Origin of the sequence: Nostoc sp., from assembly GCF_036918015.1 — a bacterium.
Taxonomy (GTDB): domain Bacteria; phylum Cyanobacteriota; class Cyanobacteriia; order Cyanobacteriales; family Nostocaceae; genus Nostoc.
Genome location: NZ_JBALEO010000035.1, coordinates 1 through 20,673 on the forward strand (window position 1 = coordinate 1; position 20,673 = coordinate 20,673).

General features: G+C 38.7%; 14 protein-coding genes. 6 read left to right on the plus strand and 8 right to left on the minus strand.

The window, feature by feature from the left end; all coding sequences use genetic code 11:
* Window positions 1-95 precede the first annotated feature (95 nt).
* The 3 genes from V7K61_RS08660 to V7K61_RS08670 all read left to right on the plus strand — a co-directional run bounded on the left by V7K61_RS08660 (window position 96) and on the right by V7K61_RS08670 (window position 6,587).
* A complete protein-coding gene (locus V7K61_RS08660) occupies window positions 96-3,806 on the plus strand; it encodes an NB-ARC domain-containing protein (RefSeq protein ID WP_335052772.1) in 3,711 nt (1,236 codons plus the stop codon).
* Window positions 3,807-5,031: 1,225 nt separating this feature from the next.
* A complete protein-coding gene (locus V7K61_RS08665) occupies window positions 5,032-5,310 on the plus strand; it encodes a hypothetical protein (protein ID WP_335052746.1) in 279 nt (92 codons plus the stop codon).
* A 173-nt stretch (window positions 5,311-5,483) separates the two neighbouring features.
* Window positions 5,484-6,587 carry a CHAT domain-containing protein gene (locus V7K61_RS08670; protein ID WP_335052748.1) on the plus strand — a complete coding sequence of 368 codons (1,104 nt, stop codon included), beginning with the start codon at window positions 5,484-5,486 and terminating at the stop codon, window positions 6,585-6,587.
* Between the two features lie 385 nt (window positions 6,588-6,972).
* Here the strand turns inward: V7K61_RS08670 and V7K61_RS08675 are convergent, their stop codons facing one another.
* Window positions 6,973-7,296, minus strand: a complete 324-nt coding sequence (locus tag V7K61_RS08675) for a hypothetical protein (RefSeq protein ID WP_335052750.1) — start codon at window positions 7,294-7,296, stop codon at window positions 6,973-6,975.
* Between V7K61_RS08675 and V7K61_RS08680 the strand changes: the two genes are divergently transcribed.
* Window positions 7,284-7,886 carry a tyrosine-type recombinase/integrase gene (locus V7K61_RS08680; protein ID WP_335052752.1) on the plus strand — a complete coding sequence of 201 codons (603 nt, stop codon included), beginning with the start codon at window positions 7,284-7,286 and terminating at the stop codon, window positions 7,884-7,886. The two genes, V7K61_RS08675 and V7K61_RS08680, sit on opposite strands and share 13 nt — an antisense overlap.
* Window positions 7,887-7,973: 87 nt before the next feature.
* Here V7K61_RS08680 and V7K61_RS08685 read toward each other — a convergent pair whose 3' ends face one another.
* Window positions 7,974-11,345, minus strand: coding sequence for an NACHT domain-containing protein (locus tag V7K61_RS08685; protein WP_335052754.1), 3,372 nt, complete (start codon window positions 11,343-11,345; stop codon window positions 7,974-7,976).
* 526 nt (window positions 11,346-11,871) lie between these two features.
* Window positions 11,872-12,852: a hypothetical protein gene (locus V7K61_RS08690; protein ID WP_335052756.1), complete on the minus strand. Its 981-nt coding sequence runs from the start codon at window positions 12,850-12,852 to the stop codon at window positions 11,872-11,874.
* A 717-nt stretch (window positions 12,853-13,569) separates the two neighbouring features.
* Here V7K61_RS08690 and V7K61_RS08695 point away from each other — a divergent pair.
* On the plus strand, window positions 13,570-13,782 hold the full coding sequence (locus tag V7K61_RS08695) for an antitoxin family protein (RefSeq protein ID WP_335052758.1): 213 nt from the start codon (window positions 13,570-13,572) through the stop codon (window positions 13,780-13,782).
* Here the strand turns inward: V7K61_RS08695 and V7K61_RS08700 are convergent.
* Together V7K61_RS08700 and V7K61_RS08705 are read right to left on the minus strand one after the other, a co-directional pair.
* Window positions 13,765-13,980, minus strand: coding sequence for a hypothetical protein (locus tag V7K61_RS08700; RefSeq protein ID WP_335052760.1), 216 nt, complete (start codon window positions 13,978-13,980; stop codon window positions 13,765-13,767). The two genes, V7K61_RS08695 and V7K61_RS08700, sit on opposite strands and share 18 nt — an antisense overlap.
* Before the next feature lie 217 nt (window positions 13,981-14,197).
* Complete coding sequence (locus V7K61_RS08705; protein WP_335052762.1) at window positions 14,198-14,389, minus strand: hypothetical protein; 192 nt, start codon at window positions 14,387-14,389, stop codon at window positions 14,198-14,200.
* 26 nt (window positions 14,390-14,415) lie between these two features.
* On the opposite strand from V7K61_RS08705, the gene V7K61_RS08710 reads away from it, so the two are divergent.
* Window positions 14,416-14,616, plus strand: a complete 201-nt coding sequence (locus V7K61_RS08710; protein WP_335052764.1) for a hypothetical protein — start codon at window positions 14,416-14,418, stop codon at window positions 14,614-14,616.
* A gap of 21 nt (window positions 14,617-14,637) precedes the next feature.
* Here V7K61_RS08710 and V7K61_RS08715 read toward each other — a convergent pair whose 3' ends face one another.
* From V7K61_RS08715 to V7K61_RS08725, 3 genes are all read right to left on the minus strand, one after another.
* Window positions 14,638-15,231 (minus strand): hypothetical protein, encoded by a 594-nt coding sequence (locus V7K61_RS08715; protein WP_335052766.1) that lies wholly within the window; start codon window positions 15,229-15,231, stop codon window positions 14,638-14,640.
* Window positions 15,232-15,529: 298 nt separating this feature from the next.
* The gene (locus V7K61_RS08720) at window positions 15,530-16,648 is read right to left on the minus strand and encodes a DUF2278 family protein (protein ID WP_335052768.1); all 1,119 of its coding nucleotides are present in this window, start codon (window positions 16,646-16,648) and stop codon (window positions 15,530-15,532) included.
* Between the two features lie 505 nt (window positions 16,649-17,153).
* Window positions 17,154-20,378, minus strand: coding sequence for an NB-ARC domain-containing protein (locus V7K61_RS08725; protein ID WP_335052770.1), 3,225 nt, complete (start codon window positions 20,376-20,378; stop codon window positions 17,154-17,156).
* Window positions 20,379-20,673: the final 295 nt, after the last annotated feature.

A 20,673-nucleotide genomic window follows, 5' to 3' on the forward strand; every position in this document is an offset into this window, starting at 1 on the left:
ACGATGCACTTCTGGCTTACAATCCCGAATATGATCAAAGTTCGCCTGTAGAGTTTGCTTTTAATATTGCCCAGAATGCGATTGTGTTAGCTGGCATGTCTGGCGAGTCGATTCCTGAACTTAAAAAAAAAACCAATTTAACTCTCCATCACCTATTTTTAGGCAAACTTACCAACGTCCCAGAATTACCACCACACTTTTTACCCCGTCCCGAAGAACTTGCAGCCTTAAAACACAAAGTATTGTCGCCAACAAAACAACCTGTAAGGATTACAGGGAAAAGTCGCCGTGTGGGTGTGCAAGGAATGGGCGGAATTGGCAAAACAATCTTAGCTACAGCACTGGCGCGGGATGAAGAAGTCAGAAAGGCGTTTCCTGATGGGGTGTTTTGGGTAGCATTTGGACAAACACCCCAGATTTTAACTTGGCAATCCTATCTTGCCTCTGCGTTGGGCGACAAGCAAGCGGCCTTTACCGAGATTAGATTGGCGAAAGCACGGTTGCGGGAATTGTTTGCAAATAAAGCTTCCTTGCTGATTTTGGATGATATTTGGCGTTTGGATGATGCGACGGCGTTTGACGTGTTAGGAGAACACTGTCAAATGTTAGTTACCACCCGTGATGCGGCGATAGTCACGGGATTGGGAGGGGAAGAATATCAGCTTGCAGTTTTAGATGCACAACAGGCGTTAAAAATTTTGGCAGATTGGGCAAATAAACCGGAGATCATGTACTCCACAGAGCAAAATGATGTCGCCTTACAGGTAGCGCAGGAATGTGGATATTTGCCCTTAGCATTGGTGATGGTAGGGGCGATGATGCGGGGGAAACCGCCGAATCGCTGGCACAATATTTTAGAAAAACTATGTAATGCTGATTTAGAGAAAATCAAACAACAGTTTCCCGATTATCCTTATCCGAATTTACTTAAGGCAATTCAGGTGAGTGTGGAGGATATGTCTGAGAATTACCAACAGCGATATTTAGATTTTGCCGTCTTTCCTGAAAATATACCAATACCAGAAGCAGTATTGCAGACTTTTTGGAAACCGTTGGGATTAGATGAGTTTGATACCCAAGATGTGATTGATGAATTGGTGAATAAATCTCTGGCTTTGCGGGATGAAGTGGGAAATTTGCGGTTGCATGACTTGCAGTTTGATTATGTCAAAAAGCAGCACGCCACCTTAGTAACCAAAAGTGAGGGCATAGAATTTTTACACAATCGTCTCTTAAATGCTTACAGCAAAAAATACCCCGCAGGCTGGGATAGTTTAGAAAATGATGGCTATATTTTGCAAAATTTAGCCTATAACTTGCTAGCTGGGAGAAGGGAAACGGAATTACAACAACTGCTGTGTGATTTTCGCTGGTTGCAGGCGAAGTTAGAGAATACTAATATTAATGCTTTGATAGCAGATTATGATTTTTTGCCGGAGTGTGAAAATTTACAGTTAATTCAAGGTGCATTACGACTTTCGGCGCATATTTTAGCTGAAGATAAAACGCAACTGACAGAACAGTTATGGGGACGCTTGCAGTGTTTCAGTATGCCAGATATTCAAGCGTTATTGAAAACAGCAAAGCAGAGTAAAACAGTTTGGTTGCAGCCTTTGTCATCTAGTTTGATTAAACCTAACGAGCAGATGCAACGCACACTTATTAGTCATACTGCACTTGTCACTGCATTAGCCATAACACCAGACGGTGAACGAGTAATTTCTGGTTCATCCGATAAGACTATCAAAGTTTGGAATCTAAAATCTGGACAACTACTTTTCACTCTAGAAGGGCATACTGCACCTGTCACTGCACTAGCAATAACACCAGACAGTGAACGAGTAATTTCTAGCTCATTCGACAAGACTTTAAAAATCTGGGAAATAAAGAGTCGGAAAGAGCTTTTTACTTGTATAGGTCATAAAAAAAGAGTTACTGCTGTTGCTATCACTCCTGATGGCAAGTGGGTTATTTCTGGCTCAATAGATAAAACACTCAAAATCTGGGATTTGGAAACAGGACAAGAACTATTTACCCTTCGCAATAACTCAATGCCAGTTCGGACTTTAGCGATAACGCCAGATGGCAAGCGATTAATCTCTGTTTCACAAGTTAGTATTTTTAGTTTTTCAGATCCTAATTCTTTTATTAATATTTGGGATTTGGAGAAAAAAGAAATAATTTTAACAGTAAAACCTGATGTGGGTGTAGTTAGAAGTTTAGCAGTGACCCCTGATGGAAAGCAGTTTATTTCTGGTTCTTGTGGGGGCAATATTGATGATGCCTGCAAAATATTTGTATGGGATTTAGAGACAGGAGAAAAATTTTTTACAATTGGAACAAATAGTTTGCCTATGGTAGATGTTTTAGCAGTAACAGCAGATGGTCAGCGTTTAATTTCTAGCAATCTGAATGGAGCTACTATAAGTGTCTGGAATCTTAAAACAGGGGAAGAACTTAATTATCTAATTGGCCATGATAATAGAGTGATTTCAATTGCTGTAACACCAAATGGTCAACAATTAATTTCAGCGGCCGCAGATTGTACGCTGAAAATCTGGGATTTAGCAACAGTTCAAAAAACAAATGACCTTCGAGTAGAATATCCTAAATTTGACAGCGGAGCAAAAAATCCACAACAGCATCTTGATTCATATATCAAGCAATTTAGACCAATGTTATTCTTAAACTTATTGAAAGCTACAATAGTTTTTTCTCATGATGGCAAAAAAGTAATTTATAATTCTGGGGAAGATAATTTAAAGATTTTAGATGTAGAAAAAATTGAAGCCATTCAAACTTTTAGAAACCAAGGACAAATTTTAAATGGATTAACTGTTACTCTTGACAGCAAAAAAATAATTTATAATTTGGGTTTAAATTATAATTTAAAAGTATTAGATTTGAATACATGGGAAGAAATAAATTCTTTTGTAGATGATAATGATGTAACTCCAATGTTTCTGACATTGACATCAGAAGGAAACGAATTGATTACTGTTTCTATTTTTAGGACTATCAAAAAATGGGATTTAAAAACAGGTACATTAAATAAAAGCGTTAATTTATTGTCTCCACAATTTATTTTAACTTTTATAAAATTTTTGGTATTTATTTTAGGAAAAATTTATTTTATAATTCCGATCTTATTTTTAAATATACCATTGCTATTGCCTAATGAGAGCAACGTTTTATTAAATTTCGTTATTATATTTATCTTGTTAAATATCTTTCCATACTTCATGAGAATATTTTCTTTTTTACAAGAATCAATAAGTATTGAATATTTACTATTGCTTATTTTTAATTTTATACAAATCACAATAACTAAAAAAATTGTATTGGATGTAGCTGTAACTCCTGACAAAAAACAGATTATTTTAGGATTAGCGAATAAAACAATTGAAATTTGGGATTTGGAGAAATTTGAGAAATTTTTTACACTTACAGGTCATAGCGACAAAATTACTGCTGTTATCGTTAACTATAATCATAAACAGGTTATTTCTGGTTCAGCAGATAAAACTATTAAAGTATGGAACCTAGAAAATGGAATGGAAGTTTTTACTCTTAAAGGCCATAAGAATGATATAACTTCTCTCGCTCTTAGTAATGACGGTAAGTATTTATTTTCCGCTTCATCTGACAACATTTTCAAAGTTTGGGACTTGGATAATCAAATAGTTATTACTAGTTTTTATACCGATAATGAGTTACGAGCCTGTGCTGTAGCACCGGATGGAATAACAATTGTGGCTGGAGAATCATCAGGACAGTTGCATTTTTTCCGATTGGAAGGAGTTTGAAATATTAGAAAATAAAAGCAAAAAAGGTCAATATCTTTGTCAGTACTACTCTAATAAGCGCTAATGAACAAAAGAATAAATATTTGTTAGAGAACGCTATTAAATATAGACAGTTATAAACAGCCAGTACAACGCAACAGCGATGCACAATATTGGCTCTTAAAAGTCTCTCTCTGCCTGCCTTTCAAGTTGTAATTAAGAAATACCTTCACAAGCGTTGCTTAAAAGGTATGGTCAGAGAAACGTTTCTCTGACCATACCTGTAGCGACCTGCAATTATAAATCACCCAACCTGCAATCATCGTTGTTCTCAGCCAGGATTAAATGCAACTATAATTTCAGTTGAGCCAGGATTAATTGCAACTGAGCCAGGATTAAATGCAACCAGCCTGCAATCATCCGTTTCGACCAGGATTAATTGCAAATAAGCTCAACACTTTACTAGGACTGAGTTTTCAGTACTGACAGGAATAGGTCTTGAAACTCATCTCAGAATTTGATAGGTTAACTTTGAATTCTTTACCGAGTTTTTTAACTAGCAAACATACGGTTTATGGTTCTCTAAGGCTTACCAGTACGGCAGTAAAGAAAACGTTCGTTTTTTTGACTTTTATAGTTGCAGATAATCCTGGCTCAAACCGATGATTGCAGGTGGTATTGAGCCGAGATACGTGTAAAAACCTGCAAGATGGTCTGGAAAGCGTTGCTATATATACGTTCTATTGTTTTTCATGTCTAATGAGAATTTGTGCATGAATGCACTGGCACTTCTGACCCCATATTTGCTTTTCGCCTACCAATTTGCTTTTCGCCTACCAAAGAGAATTATAAATACTCTGTGGTAGGAGGCTAATACTTAGGGCTGTAATCCATTGCCTGTAAGAGTTTCAGGGGTTTTACTGCGAAAGATATTCATCGTTCAACCTGTAAAACCTGTAAATAAAATTAATAAAAACTCTAGTTCTTGTAGCGATACATACCCAAGATTTACGCTATAGAGCCAATTTTACTTAAAAATACCTGAACCCTATACATAGCAAGAGTTTCCAGACAATCTTGCTGCTTTTTACTTGTATCTCGGCTCAATACCACAAAGACTTTCACCTTTAGCGTACAATTTTCCTGTTTTGGCACGGTGATGCCTGTCTCTCAGGTTTTTGTATTTCAAAAAGAGAGCTTATTTATAATACAAAAATTAATAAAAGACCCTGAATCTTTTTGAGATTTGGGTCACAGATTTAATGTCATCGAATCAACAAAACCAGTTTGGGTGCTAGGGAGTCAAGGTATTGGTAAAAGCAGTTTTGCTGCATCAATTGTTATGTGTAGGAAGGCGATTTTTGATTGGAATATTACATCAATCGTTGACGCTCATGGACATAAGAACAGAGCCAAATCATCGGGTGATGCAGAAGTAGATAAAAAGGTGACAATTCCTAGTTGGTTGACTCCTCTTAGTATTCACAAACATTTTAACGGTCAACCGATTGATTTTTATGATTAATCTTTAGATGTAGCTACCTGCAATACTAAACTATAATAACTGTCAAAAATCTATAATATTGATTTATTCAGTTAAGAAATTATTTGTGTTACTTGAAATGATATTATTTATAAACTCGCTCTAGCTCTTTTTCTTGCCAAATGAGTGACAATAGCTGCATCAAAATTTTATTTTTGGCATCTGATCCTAGTGATGCTGCTCGTTTGCATTTGGGGCAGGAACTACGTGACATTCGTGAGAAGCTTCAGCTAGCCAAACAGCGAGATAAATTTGTTTTAGAATCTCGTGAAGCTGTACGTCCAGGTGATATAACACAGGCAATTTTTGATGTAGACCCTCAAATTATACATTTCTCTGGACATGGAACTAGCACTGGTGAACTTTGTTTTGAAGATGTACTAGGAAAAGTTCAGCCCGTAAAGCCTGAAGCTTTAGCTGCCCTTTTTGAGTTAGTAGCCAAGCAGGTTAATTGCATAGTTTTGAATGCTTGTTACTCAGAAATCCAAGCAAAAGCTATTGTTCAGTATGTACCTTATGTCATTGGTACGAATCAAGCAATCGGAGACAAAGCTGCAATTGCATTCTCGGTGGGTTTTTATAAAGCATTAGGAGCAAATCGTACAATTGAGCAAGCTTATAAATTTGGCTGTGTGGAAATGCAGCTACAAGGTATCCCAGAACACTTAACTCCAGTTCTATACATCCAAAAAAACTCTGCTATGCAAGAGCGAGAATCGGCCACTTCTATCACCACTGGATTAACAAATGAATTCTCAGCACATGACAGAGAAATACTCGACTTTTTCTATCCATGCTTCGATAGGGCAGCATTCCGAATTCCTTTTATAATCGAAGTACCAAGAGATATGATTTATGCCATTAAACACACTATATGCGCTCTTGGAACTGGGATAAGAAAGACTAGCGATGGTACAATTATTGCTCGTGGGCGCTCAAAAGCTGAATTTGAAAGTGAAACACTACGAAAGCAATTTGACGAAATTTCTGTACACCTTCACGATATAACGAAAGTATATGAGCTGGCAGTATCAACAAATCAACTAGACGAAAGGCTAGGCATTGTTATTGCTAAGGATAAAGCAATTCCAGCAATAATTGATGGTAAAAGAAACGATGTTATCAAGATAGTAAATAACATTTACACCAAGTTGAATCGTGTCGCATTCCCTCTTATTCCTGATAATGAGGACAATAAATTCTACCTATTTCAGCAGATCAGAGAACAATATTGGAACGAACACAAAGACTCTAAATAGAAAGGCACAAATAAACAGTAAAAGAAACGAACCTGGTTTGCTCAGGTCTTAATTGTAAGTTTAGGCATTTATGATTGCAGATCACTACACCTTGAGAAACATTTTTTAGCTGTCAAGAACTGGGGTAGAGCGGGTGGCGCAGCGGAGTGTGGGGGGCGGGCTGCTGAATTTTGGCCACTCCACGAGTGAATTGTTGCCCGTCCCCGACACCACCCGCTCTAAACGAAGTGTCCCCAGTTCGTCGGGGCCTCACGAGATGATCAGGTAGAAACAATTATGACACCTGATTACACTTGTTTAACTTTGGCTTTTTTTGATATGTACTTTAATATTTATCGTTACAGGCTATATGTCTTCAAGTTAGGTCGCATTAGCTTTATGTTCTCTAATTATTTATATCTTTAGTCATTTGATAATCAACTCGTCTTTGTCTTAACCAATATCGGATACGTTCTGCTGCTTTATTAATATCAGAAACATAATTTAATCTTTTAACAGAATTGCTCTTATGTTTCCTGTCATCCGGCATTTCAAAATAAACAATTTTACCATCCATAGTTGTTAGAGATAATAAATCTCTATATTTTCTTCTTTCATCACTATTTTGTTGGTTTAATGAAGAACGCTCTTGAGTTTTTACGGAAACTATACTGTCAAACAAATAGCGCGTACACCGGACACTACCACCAAGAATCAATGAGGTTGCCACCCCCAACTCGTCTACCTAACAAGCATTACAGGTCTAGAGAATACCTTACACCAAGCGAGGTACGATCTCTCCTCAATGCCGCACTAGAACGTAAAGCACGTTATTCTCACCGTGATTATACACTGATGCTGATGATGTTTCGCCACGGTCTTAGGGTAGGGGAAGCTGTAGGGGCTAAGTGCGGTTTAAGGTGGGATGCACTGATGTGGGCCGAACGTCAGATTTTCATCACCAGGGAAAAGGGCAGTGATTCCGGGGTGCATCCCTTGAGAGACGATGAAATAACTTTGCTCAAAGAACTCAGAGAGATGCTGCCCGATAGCAAATATATTTTCGTTTCTGAGCGTGGTGAGGTGATGTCTACTGATGCAGTGCGAAAGCTGCTTGGGCGACTGGCGGCACAGGCCGGGCTTGATATCAAAGTTCACTGTCACATGATGCGCCATGCTTGCGGTTACTATCTGGTGAATCAGGGTTACAACACCAGAGAAATTCAAGATTTCCTGGGACACCGCGATATTAAGCACACGGAGAAATATACAAAGTTAAATGCTCGACGCTTCCTAAATTTTGATTGGGGTGATTTGTAATATTCCATACAAGTCTAAAATGTTACCGAGCAATTCCTTCTAACTAATAGTGGAGTCACAAGTTCAAAAAATAACTTTTATACAAAATTAATTTTTATGGGTTCTTGCAAGCTGTTTTAAATCGTCTAATATTATCCCTTCTCTTTCCAACTCTTCCCACTCCCATTGAACTTTTCTTCCTGTTTTTATAGACAATAACAGTAGTACATAAGTAAATATAGCTGACGACCACTTTTTTGCAATATGTATTGCAAGTAAAAAAATAGAAATTAAGGTTATAAAATATAATACCTTAATATCCAATTTTCTGTCGTTTACAATAGACACTAATGATATAAGTATATTACTCGAAATAAAACTAAATAGAAATGCATATATAAAAACTAATGCTCTTAAAACTAGTAATAACTTAAGTAGAACTTTCAATCTAACATCAGTATTTAGTTCCGTATAAGCTTTTCCTAATAGCTTTTTTTCAAAAAGCAAAATAATATTGTTGAATCCGAATAAATTGAGACTTACATTTGAAAATCTTTGGAAAATTTCAAACATTGTTGGGAATAAAATTATTCCTTTTTGTTTTTTTTGGATTTGATTATTAATTAGTGAATATATTTTAGAGTTTTTTATGTAAGAATAGTCTAGTTTTAAATTTAATAGGATATTCTGCCAAGCTTTTTCAGACCAGTCTTTCTTTAAAATATTAAATGAACTAACACGATTATAGTATAAAAAAAAGATAACGAAAGGAGAGAGATTTAGCAAAAGAAACCCCCATAAACTAAAAGCATGAATTTCCAAAACTTCCAACAACCATGTTTGATAATATCTTTGATTTGTATTTAAGTTATTAATATTGATTTCTGGTAAAGGATTATCTGCTTGACGTTGTAAGAATACAGATTTGATTTGATTTTCAGCTTGAATAATGCACAAAGGTATAATTATTCGATGATCTAGGTGATGAACAGATATATGATTAATAGCTGCATCAAATATTGAAATTTCCAGATTATTACTAATAATGTAAGCTATTTGCCCAGTAATAGTTGTAATTTTTGGCTGTTCTGGGTCTTCAAAGGGCTTCCAAACCCAGTCAAAATTCTTTTGTCGAGAATACCCTTGAGGCAATTGGCAATCAAAAACTATTGCTTCATATTTTTCTTGTTGTAGTAAATAAGCTAACAGCAATGCAGCACGTAAATTTAGATTTGTATTTTTATGCCATAGCCAATTAACTAAAGCTTGCAATGCACTGGGAGTAGCGATTCCAATTAGAGTATCCATAGCTTGATTGATAGAAGCATTGGTTACAATTTCCTCAATTTTAGGCACAGCTATATCGCCCATACGTATCAATGCTTGATTGAGTATTTGGCGAAATTCTATATCATCCAAATTGACATACTGCTGAGTTAATAATGCCGCCGCACTTGGTAAGTTAGTCAACGATAAAGCATTTATGGCTGACTTGCGACGAGCATCTGTTTCACTCGTGTTCTCAAGGGTTTCTTTTAAGAAGGTAAACACATCTGTACGTCTTTTGTCGTCCGCAGCGACTGAAGCAAAGGCATGATTTACTATATCTTCGTTATTATTAGCTCCTAGCTGTGATTTAAAGCTATTGATAATTTCATCAGCCAATACCGAATCAACTTTTTGAACATCAGCCAAGCATTCAAACGCAACAACTGGATCTACTATGCGTACTTCTCTAATTAAATTAGTACTATCTCCAGCTATTCCACACCAGAGTTTAAGAGTTTCACGCCAAGCATTAGGGTCAGCTTTAAAACGACTAATTAGACCATCAGCATTCTCTCGTAACTGACTTGCTGCGAAAAATTCCTGTAAGGTCAAGTGTGCGAATTGGTAACGTTCACCGCCATCAATAGCAAGTAGCAAACCACTACGTTCCACAATTTCTTTCAAAATTGGTTTAGTATCAGTTTCAGACTGAAGACTGAGGTCGAGTAATATTCTTTTGACTTCTGATTCAACAGTTATCCAGTCTACGCTGCGACGGTCTTGCCCTAGCTGATTAGCATTGTCTTGAAATAAAATTGCTAAGTGTTGAAGTATCAGCTTTTTATCACGTCCCTGGAAATGGTTGCGTTCTTGATGCCATTGTTCTAATAAAATATCTGTTGCTATACGATAAAACTCTGCCCTTGAATGAGGTAGCACAACAGGGGTATCAGCATAAAGATAGGCAATAATAGTAAGCATAAGCGGATTACGTGCCAGATCCATAATTCGCGGGCGATCATGCAATGTTTGTATAAGTTGCTCAACAGATTTACCTGTTGGCATATCTGGCTTCCACGGAACTAAAAATTCACGAATCTGTTGGTCGTTGAACTCAACAACTTCTAGTGTCTGCTCTAGGAAATTATTAAATTCGTCCTTATAAACAGCAGTACGGCAAGTAATAATAACAGGTATTTTTTGATATTTATCTAAAAAGTTATTAATCAGTTCAACTACCCTTTGACGCTCATTACTGCTTACCTCATCAAAACCGTCTAATAGCAACAACATCTGGTTTTTATCTAAACTTTGTGATACAAAAGATTCAGCGTTAGGAAAACCATCCCGTCCTAATGCTTCTACCAATTGTTGCTCTACTGTTAATTCTTTGTTGCTAAATCGATGTAGCTCTACTAAAATTGGTACACATTTAAATTTGTTAAAGATATCTGCCCAACGATCTTCAGCGTAGCAAAGAGCGATATATTTTAATAGCATTGTTTTACCTGAACCAGGAGAGCCTTTCACCATAAGTCGGCCATACTTAGCAACAGCTTGGAAGGTATCAATTAAATCACTATCATTAGTGCCTGTAACTTTGAGTGGAACATATATATCCTTTAATTTTAGAGGTCTGTTAGGACGGAATGATATTTTTAACTTCTCATATTTTTCCTGAACCTCTTTTCTATAGTGTTTAAGTGCAGCACCGCGCAGCAATGAATTACCTGATAGTTTGCTATAGATTTGATTTCCTATAAACTCAAAGCTTTGGCTAACCCATGTTGCTAAAGTATCTTTAAAAATTAAAACAAAGAATAAAACTATAGCAACTGACCATCCAGTTTCGGGCTTAAGTTGCTCCCATAGGTTATTCTTTTTTGCTTCTAATTGCTTGGTGTATTCGTTATCATATATTTCCAAAACTTCGTCATCTTTAAAGCCTGGGGATTTTTTACCGTATAGCTTAACAGCATAGTCATTTCGTCTTGGAATATCGTTTTCTACATCACTCTTAGCTAGTTCACGAACCTTCTGTTCGATTACAGGACGAGGTGTAGGAGCCTGAGAATAGCTTGGAAAAAGTGATTTAGAAAGCACTAAGCACAGAGTTAGTGTAAAAATAAGTGCATATAATTTTTGCTTCTTTAAACTATTTTTTGCAGAGCTTAATTTTTGAATATATTGAATTCGTATCATAAATTTCATGAATAGCACACTACAACTGATACCCGATTATTTCTGCCACAACTTGGTTCATCTTCAGCCCTCGTAAGACGCAAGCTGCGATAATCATCATGCAGCCCAATCTCTACACCACAATAACTCAGCCTGTTGCAGCACTGTCACCGTCGACTTATCCTGCCACTCTGGTTTATAACCCCTTGTTTGCACACTTGTTACGGGCGAACCTCGCCCTTTTGTCAGCAAACTCTATTTATACGACATCGACGAAAAAGCGCCTACTGTAAAGCATTCAGCTCCAGATTAACACCCAAGAGTGATCGCTTCCAGAGGGCGGGTACGCCATCGCGCTTTTGTCGTGAAATGGTAGTTAGGCGACATCGACCAAGAGAGGGCTAGCAGGGAGCAACCAGCACCCCTAAGAGCGATCGCTCTTGGGCGAGAAATGCGGTTAAACTACTCGAGTTAACAAAACAAACGGTTTTTCTTGGTGAAAAGTTTGATGCCGGACAGATATATGAGCTTTCGCTCTTTCTAGTAAGTTTATCCTCTACTTAGATGGGTTTTTCTCAGACTCAATGGTTATCGTAACTGCAAATGAACCAACGTTATCTTGATACCATAGGCCATAATTTTTTTGCTTAGTAAGCTCATCCCATCTTTTATTTCTTTCATTATACTTTTTAATAATTTCTATGTCTTGTTTTTCTTTATTCAAAGCAATAAATTTCTGTTCAACAACAGCTTTGTCACTACTAATTGAATTGAGAACCTCATTTTTATAATATTCACGGTTCTTAATAGTTGGATCTGGGGGAAGATAAGCATCTTTTTTGTTTGGGGAGAGCCAAATATCATTTACTGTAAGTAAAAGCTTTCCGCTTGTTTCAGCCTTAATTTTTCTTTGTTTACCAACCTGATATTTATCAAGACTGAGATCATCCTTCTTAATTGCGACAATTAACATTCCGAAAGGATATTCTTTCATTGTCTTAAAATTGTTTCGTTCAGGATACAAAGGGTTGATATCATGATATTTTGATAACCCTTCTGGATCGTTCCAAGGTGCTTTTGGTTCTACATCATCTTGTGCAGCTTCAATTAATCCTGCTAAGGAGATATTAATTTTTCCGGAAGCAGTAATATTAATAGTATCCCCTTTTTTAATTTCAATTTCAGGGTTCACCCATTCATCATCTGTTCCACCATTGGGAGTAAGCACCATAATAATAGTTTTTTTATTGTCTTCTGCTACGGTTAAACTTCCGGCATTTCCCGCTTCAACAGAAAAAGTGCCAATGTTGACTTTATTCGGCTTTATCTTATCTAAAATTATCCATAATGATGCTCCCAATCCTAATATAAATAATATAAATAGTATCAAAAGTCGTCTAAATTTTTCAGGAGAACTAATTAAAGATTCAATTGCCTTTATGACAGCAGTTAGCAGACTATCATTGTTATTTATAGAGTCATTATTACTATTATCAGAATTAGTATTTTGACCGGAATTACTGGGTGGTTGAGACATAAAGCTAAACAAACCTATATAGGGGTGAAATCAGCGAGGCTGTCATTTGCTGCCACTTGATGCCTGAACCGAAGCTAACTGCGATATCGTCAAAGTTTGCCACTTGCAAAACACTTTAGCTTTAGGTAAATCTACCATGAACGCTAGAGAAAGGCGGTACTAGTGGCCAGAGCGGTAGTAATTTTGTTGAAAATATTTTTTTAGACATAGCTGTAATCCTCCTGAGCGAATGAACTAAATCCCTAAAATTAGCTCATGTTAGGTACTGAATAAATGTGAATATCTTTCTGCACTACAATGAAAATACTCTATGTAGCAAAAAAAGCTAGTGTTTATACTAAAGTTCATCAAATCTTTAAAATAAAATTTATAGTTTGCTCATTTTTAGTCTGTAGTCACCCTAATCTGGGTTAAAAGTGTCTAATAGCTACACAGCAAAGCTTGTAGGTTTAGATCAACTAATTTCTATTTCCTGATCTAGGAGTCAGAGCAATAGCTCCCCAATTGCGATGTCTAGTGTGTTCCTAGCTCACGTGTTATGGCTGTATGAGTCAGATAATCTAGATTAAAGAATAAATAATCAAGAATATATAATGTATAATATTTGCCACATAAGCAAACTGAGTCAAATGTAAACGTGACCCAAAAACTGGCTGTCTTCAACATGAAAGGAGGGATATTTCAGCATAAGCTGTAAGGAACATTCCAAAGGTTTTTATGAACAAGATGGTAACGGTTGTATTTGATGGAAATGTTTTGCGCCCAGATGCGCCCTTGGATTTGACACCGAACACGCGTTATGTGATTACAATTCAAGAATTGAAATCTCCATCACCCAATGGGGATGCTTGGGATGTGCTGCAATCAGCAACGCCAAAACTAGATATCCTAAGTAATTCAGCGAGGCAAACTTTAGTCTGTAATGGTTGATTCGTCTACAAAGTTATCAACAATCATAACTTTATTGCCAATAATTTGAATTTCGCCAGTTGTTTCAATTTCCTCTTCTGGTGGAGGTGGATCGTTCACCCAAAGGATAGTGCCACTTATAGTGCCATCACTAGCGGAAATACCTTTGGGTAAATTTTGGTTTGGATCTTGCGAATTACCACTTTCATTTCCTTGCATTATTCTTCAATTTTATTTTATTAGATGAATGTTAATTGTACTTCTTTCGTCTTTTTGCTGGCATTTATTTAAATGGTCTGTAATTGTAGCGACCTGCAATGCTAATCGCTCAGACCTGCATCACACCAAAATCGATATGATACGGGTCATGAATTTAAGGGTTAGTTTTTTCATCCGGTTTATACTGAGAACGGTGTTTTGCAATCAAGATTCTTATTTAGTTCCTAACTTCACGCCACAATGAAAAATTGGCATGGATTTGCTTCTGAAAGTCATCCCCAATAAGATAAATCTTACCTTCACTATCAAATGCAATTCTCAAGTCATCTGTTTTTACAAACGGCTTGAGTTCCTTTGTTAGGTTGACAAATGTGCTAAAAGCTTGTGCGACATTAGCAGAGTTAGACATGGTGCGAGATTGGGGTAATTGATAAATTGTCCTCAATCATTGAAGGGCTGCTCTTGCGAGGTGACAATCAGCCAGTAGTGCCGAACGCTGATAAGCTACTACTGACTATTGCAGAGGTACAAGCGCTAACTGGGTTGTCTAGAGAATTCCTGCGAGATGCAATTACGGCAGGTGAATTAAAAGCCAAAGTAATTAGCAATTGGCACGGTGATGCCAGCCACGACTAGCATAAACCTAAAAATCATGCATCAAATTGTATTTTGACTATTTGACTTCATTTTCTCCGTTAAAAGACTTGTTGCTCTATCTAAAGTGTAACTGAATTCACGTGTAGCTCCTAACCAGTTAATAGCAGACAGACAAAAAACTACAAGACAAATCATCAATGAAAGGACTCCAGCTTTCCAATTGTCTAACCAGCCTTTGGTTATCCAGCACGTAAAACTTATTCCGAACAATGGAGTAATAAGCAATGAATTTCTGAATAATCTCAGTAAATTTTGTATGTACTCAACTCTCTTGACTAAATTGTCTGAGCCGTTTTGATATACAAAGATTAACTTCTTATCTTCTTCCCTATCCACCCGATGATTCTTATTGAAAAATTTTATAAAAACACTCCAAGTATCTGGAGACAAAAAACGATACAAACATACGCCTAAAATATAAGATAAAGGGAGAATAATGAATGCTATAAGGGTAATATATTTGTCAATATCATTACTACGAAAACAGGTGGTAACATCATAGTTATTGAAGAATGAAAGGACAGCAAAAAAGATTGAAAACAGCGAGATTAAGCCAGTTACTAAAAATTCAGAAAGTAGTAAAGTTGTACCCATATCTTTATATTCCAAAACTAAGATTGATGAATCGGACAATATTTATCTGGTATTGTAATTTTCGTTATTACAATCAAATTACTTCATGATTGACCTCAACAAGTTCTTTGGAGAATCGATTCCAAAATCACTAGGGCAAACGCATCTAAATTCTGTAATCATTGTCCAGTAAGCATTATAGAAATAAGATGCGTTTGACCTGCCAAAATTACTTAACTAACAACCTAGCTGGCTAACGTTGATTAGTAACTTTTACTCTCATGGCAATTTGTGGATTGAAGGAGTTAAGTGACTCAAACTATGTGATAAATCTCACATAGCGACCTTCGGTGCTGCCATCTTCTTGGGAGTAGCTAACGGCATGGACTTGATGACCAGAGGCATCCTTTAGACGGATTGTGCCACCTCTATTACCGAGTTGAGCCGTGTTTCCAGATAGCACGATGCGTCGTGATTCACCCGATCCCAATACACCAGAAAGGGTTTCGGCAAGATTATTGCGATCAACAATACTCCATCCGCTTAAATCAACATCTTCAGATGAGGCATTGCCGATGACAACTACTTCTTTGCCTGGATCGCTGCCAATTGGGTTTACTAATGCCCGCTCAACGTAAATATCTGGGTTTGAGACGTTTGAGGGATTATCTGTGCCTATAACAACTGGTGGAATAGGATTATCTGTGCCTATAACAACTGGTGGAATAGGATTATCTGTGCCTATAACAACTGGTGGAATAGGTCTGGATTTGTTGGGTATACGATTTCCAGTGCGATCGTCTGTGGGCAACCATTGGGTCTGAAAACGGAGAAACAGACCAACATATCGATTGGAGAATTTTAAAATTATTCCACCATCCTGGAAGATACCGTTGTCATTCTCGAAACGACCAGGAGGATTACCTTGATTCATGTGGATATCATGAATGCCTTGGTTGGTGCGAAATTCTCGATCGATCGGTTTAGGATTAAGCGGTTGGCCTTGTTTAGGAAATTTAGCACCGAAGACAAAGATATCGCCATTTTGTGACTTGAGACTTTTTAAATCAGTAATCAGACTATCTTGTAAATCGTCATTCTCACCGGGTCCAGAAGGTAGCACTTCTACACCTGTGGGCCAATCAAATAATGGAGAGCGTAAAAAATCTAAGGCGCGGGATACAGAACGAGAATTAGATGGTAGACGAATAAATCCAGGTTCAAGATCCGATAGACTCGCTAAAATTGGGTGTCCCTGGAGCGGATCTACACGATGGAATATCAAAAGTGATTGATCTCCTGATAAGACGTTAACAGGAACCCGCCATGCCTGATTATTGCGATCAATAACCCGAATTTGGAGATGTGGCGTATCTTGGTCATCTTCACGCTTGAATACATCAACTTTGCCAGCTAAAACACCATACTCTAATGACATCTGAACATGACCTTTTTACGGAAAGAGTTTAGCGAACAAATTTAGCTGTGATACATATGACATAACGGCTTGGAGTTCACCGAATAGCATTGCACTTTGCAACTTTTTCCGCATAACATGGTTATTTAGAGCATTAAACGGAATTTTTCTGTATAACACGCTATGCAACAGGGTCTGAAAAAGCTGCTCTAACGAAATCACAATGGTTGTAGCGATTGCGATTGATAAGTTGGAATTGATGGGCAGCGATCGTCATTACTCCACCAACGGAGTTACAATACTTTCGGTTATCAATTACACGTAATGGCTCTTATGTGTAACACACGCTTAGAGTGAGAAAGATTCTTTGTAAATACCAACAATTGACCCATTGTTGGCATTTGAGTTTAATATGAATACTGAACAAACGAATTTTAGAGGAAAGCTTTACATGGTAAAGCCTCTGAGAGTTAAGTGCCCCAAATGTCAGGCTCGCTGATCCCCAACTACGAATTATGAATTACTCTTATGGGCCTTGCAATCGCAAAAAATGCACCCCTCCTGATACATCCCCAGCAACAACTCTCACGCCATCGGGTGCAACAGCACAGCAAGATATTTCTCCATTCCCTACGAAACTAGCAATGACTTCCCCAGTTTGCCAATTCCAGAGTTTGAGGGTGTTATCACGGGAACCAGAAATCACGTACAAGCCATCTGGGGTGAGGGCAAGTACAAATACCCAGCTACTATGACCTGCTAGGGTACGCAGTTGTTCTCCTGTTCGCCAATTCCAGACTTTGAGGGTCTTGTCACGGGAACCAGAAATCACGTACTGACCATCTGAGGTAAGGGCGAGTGCATTTACCCAGTCACTATGACCTGCTAGGGTACGCAGTTGTTCTCCTGTTCGCCAATTCCAGACTTTGAGGGTCTTGTCACCGGAAGTAGAAATCACATACAAGCCATCTGGGGTGAGGGCGAGTGCAATTACGCTGTCACTATGACCGACTAGGGTACGCAGTTGTTCTCCTGTTTGCCAATTCCAAACTTTGAGGGTGTAGTCATTGGAATCAAAAATCACGTACTGGCCATCTGGGGTGAGGGCGAGTGCATGTACCCAGTCACTATGACCTGTTAAGGTACGCAGTTGTTCTCCTGTTCGCCAATTCCAGACTTTGAGGGTCTTGTCCAAGGAACCAGAAATCACGTACTGACCATCTGGGGTGAGGGCGAGTGCAATTACGCTGTCACTATGACCGACTAGGGTACGCAGTTGTTCTCCTGTTCGCCAATTCCAGACTTTGAGGGTGTTGTCACTGGAACCAGAAATCACATACTGACCATCTGGGGTAAGGGCAACTGCATTTACCGAGTCACTATGAACGACTAGGGTACGCAGTTGTTCTCCTGTTTGCCAATTCCAGACTTTGAGGGTCTTGTCATCAGAAGCAGAAATTACGTACTGACCATCTCGGGTGAAGGCGAGTGCATTTACCCAAAGACTATGACCTGCTAGGGTACGCGGTTGTTCTCTTGGTTGCCAATTCCAGACTTTGAGGGTGTAGTCAATGGAACCAGAAATTACGTACTGACCATCTGGAGTGAGGGCGAGTGGATATAGACCTGCTAGGGTACGCAGTGGTTCTCCTGTTTGCCAATTCCAGACTTTGAGGGTCTTGTCACCGGAACCAGAAATTACGTACAAGCCATCTGGGGTAAGGGCAACTGCATTTACCCACTTACGATGACCGACTAGGGTACGCAGTGGTTCTCCTGTTTGCCAATTCCAGACTTTGAGGGTCTTGTCACCGGAACCAGAAATCACGTACTGACCATCTGGGGTGAGGGCGAGTGCATGTACCCAGTCACTATGACCTGTTAAGGTACGCAGTTGTTCTCCTGTTCGCCAATTCCAGACTTTGAGGGTCTTGTCCAAGGAACCAGAAATCACGTACTGACCATCTGGGGTGAGGGCGAGTGCAATTACGCTGTCACTATGACCGACTAGGGTACGCAGTTGTTCTCCTGTTCGCCAATTCCAGACTTTGAGGGTCTTGTCACGGGAACCAGAAATCACATACTGACCATCTGGGGTAAGGGCAACTGCATTTACCCACTCACTATGAACGACTAGGGTACGCAGTTGTTCTCCTGTTTGCCAATTCCAGACTTTGAGGGTCTTGTCACGGGAACCAGAAATTACGTACTGACCATCTGGGGTAAGGGCAACTGCATTTACCCACTCACTATGACCGACTAGGGTACGCAGTGGTTCTCCTGTTTGCCAATTCCAGACTTTGAGGGTGTGGTCACGGGAACCAGAAATTACGTACTGGCCATCTGGGGTGAGGGCAACTACATTTACGAAGTCACTATGACCTGCTAGGGTACGTACTAAGGAACCGCCAGGGGGAGCCAAGCTGGCTGTTTGGGGAAGCAAGCTTGGGGTTTTGCATTGCTGCGCCTGCTTTAACAATCTTTGAATTTCTTCTCTTTCAAAACCCAGCAACCGCCCTAATAATTGCCCTGGTAATTGCTGTTTATCTTGATTTAAAATATGTGCTGACAGTCGCAACGCACCTTGAATTAACTGTAAATTTTCATCTGATGGTAAAAAATCATAATCTGCTATTAAAGCATTAATATTAGTGTTCTCCAACTTCGCCTGCAACCAGCGAAAATCACACAGCTGTTGTTTTAATTCCATTTCCCTTCCCCCAGTCAGCAAGTGATAAGCTAAATTTTGCCAGATATAGCCGTCATTTTTTAAATTATGCCAACCTTCGCGGTATTTTTCGCCGTAAGTATTTAAGAGGCGATTGTGTAAAAACTTTATCCCTTCACTTTCCTTTGCTAAAACGGTGTGCTGCTTTCTGACATAATCAAGCTGCAAGTCATGCAACCGCAAATTTCCGACTTCATCCCGCAAAGCCAGAGATTTACTCACCAATTCATCAATCACATCTTGGCTATCAAACTCATCTAACCCCAACGGTTGCCAAAAAGTCTGCAAAATTGCTTCTGGTATGGGTGTATCTTCAGGAAAGACGGCAAAATCTAAATATCGCTGTTGGTAATTCTCAGACATATCCTCCACACTCACCTGAATTGCCTTGAGTAAATTCGGATAAGGATAATCGGGAAACTCTTGTTTGATTTTCTCTAAATCAGCACTACGTAGTTTTCCTAAAATATTCTGCCAGCGATTTGACGGTTTCCCCCGCATCATCGCGCCAACCATCGCCAATGCTAAGGGCAAATTTCCACATTCTTGCGCTACCTGTAAGGCGACATCATTTTGCGCTTTGAAGTACATGATCTCCGGTTGATTTGCCCAATCTGCCAAAAGTGCTAACGCCTGTTGTGCATCTAAAACCGCAAGCTGGTATTCTTCACCTCCCAACCCTGTAACTATTGCTACATTACGGGTGGTAACTAACATTTGACAGCGTTCTCCTAACACATCAAACGCCGTCGCGTCATCCAAACGCCAAATATCATCTAAAATTAGTAAGCAAGCTTTATGTGCAAATAACTCCCGCAACCTTGCTTTCGCCAATCCAATCTCAGTAAAAGCCGCTTGCTTGTCGCCCAATGCCTGGGCAAGATAGGATTGCCAAGTTAAAATCTGGGGTGTTTGTCCAAATGTTACCCAAAACACCCCATCAGGAAACGCCTTTCTGACTTCTTCATCCCGCGCCAGTGCTGTAGCTAAGACTGTTTTGCCAATTCCGCCCATTCCTTGCACACTTACATGGCGACTTTTCCCTGTAATCCCTACAGGTTGTTTTGTTGGTGAAAATACTTTGTGTTTTAAGGGTGCAAGTTCTTCAGGACGGGGTAAAAAATGTGGTGGTAATTCTGGGACGTTGGTAAGATTGCCTAAAGGTCGGTGATAGAGAGTTAAATTGGTTTTTTTTTAAGTTCAGGAATCGACTCGCCAGACACGCCAGCTAACACAATCGCATTCTGGGCAATATTAAAAGCAAACTCTACAGGCGAACTTTGATCATATTCGGGATTGTAAGCCAGAAGTGCATCGT

What these genes read in the sequence shown, in the direction of transcription:
- V7K61_RS08660 (WP_335052772.1), top strand. Translation starts at nt 96, where the DNA reads ATGTCTGGCGAGTCGATTCCTGAACTTAAAAAAAAAACCAATTTAACT.
- V7K61_RS08680 (WP_335052752.1), top strand. Translation starts at nt 7,284, where the DNA reads ATGAGGTTGCCACCCCCAACTCGTCTACCTAACAAGCATTACAGGTCT.
- V7K61_RS08685 (WP_335052754.1), bottom strand. Translation starts at nt 11,345, where the DNA reads ATGAAATTTATGATACGAATTCAATATATTCAAAAATTAAGCTCTGCA.
- V7K61_RS08690 (WP_335052756.1), bottom strand. Translation starts at nt 12,852, where the DNA reads ATGTCTCAACCACCCAGTAATTCCGGTCAAAATACTAATTCTGATAAT.
- V7K61_RS08695 (WP_335052758.1), top strand. Translation starts at nt 13,570, where the DNA reads ATGAACAAGATGGTAACGGTTGTATTTGATGGAAATGTTTTGCGCCCA.
- V7K61_RS08700 (WP_335052760.1), bottom strand. Translation starts at nt 13,980, where the DNA reads ATGCAAGGAAATGAAAGTGGTAATTCGCAAGATCCAAACCAAAATTTA.
- V7K61_RS08705 (WP_335052762.1), bottom strand. Translation starts at nt 14,389, where the DNA reads ATGTCTAACTCTGCTAATGTCGCACAAGCTTTTAGCACATTTGTCAAC.
- V7K61_RS08715 (WP_335052766.1), bottom strand. Translation starts at nt 15,231, where the DNA reads ATGGGTACAACTTTACTACTTTCTGAATTTTTAGTAACTGGCTTAATC.
- V7K61_RS08720 (WP_335052768.1), bottom strand. Translation starts at nt 16,648, where the DNA reads ATGTCATTAGAGTATGGTGTTTTAGCTGGCAAAGTTGATGTATTCAAG.